Annotated in this window: 1 protein-coding gene; it reads left to right on the top strand. The window is 68.9% G+C overall.

Annotated elements, in window-relative coordinates:
* On the top strand, positions 1-482 hold a 482-nt coding region (locus J5M58_RS26555), incomplete at both ends, for an efflux RND transporter permease subunit (RefSeq protein ID WP_207880341.1).

Here is a 482-nt window from a genome sequence, read left to right as displayed (position 1 = left end):
GAGCAGCGCGTCACCTACCCGGTGGAAACCGCCATGGCGGGATTGCCGGGGTTGCAGCAGACCCGCTCGATTTCCCGCTCGGGGCTGTCCCAGGTGACCGTGATCTTCAAGGACGGCACCGACCTGTTCTTCGCCCGGCAACTGGTCAATGAGCGCCTGCAACAGGCCCGCGAGCAGTTGCCCGAAGGCGTGGAGTCCGCCCTCGGGCCGATCTCCACCGGCCTGGGTGAAATCTTCCTCTGGACCATCGAGGCCGAGGAGGGCGCGCGCAAGGAGGACGGCACTCCGTACACGCCGACCGACCTGCGGGTGATCCAGGACTGGGTGGTCAAGCCGCAGCTGCGCAACGTGCCCGGCGTGGCCGAGGTGAACACCATCGGCGGCTTCGCCAAGCAGTTCCAGGTGGCCCCGGACACCCGCCGCCTGGCCGCCTACCGCCTGACCCTGGCGGACGTGATCGCCGCCCTGGAGCGCAACAACGC

The organism is Pseudomonas sp. 32_A, assembly GCF_017490905.1.
In the GTDB taxonomy this organism is placed as follows: domain Bacteria; phylum Pseudomonadota; class Gammaproteobacteria; order Pseudomonadales; family Pseudomonadaceae; genus Aquipseudomonas; species Aquipseudomonas inefficax.
Note: the sequence above shows the minus strand (reverse complement) of the source record. Positions and strands in the feature narration are given on the sequence as shown.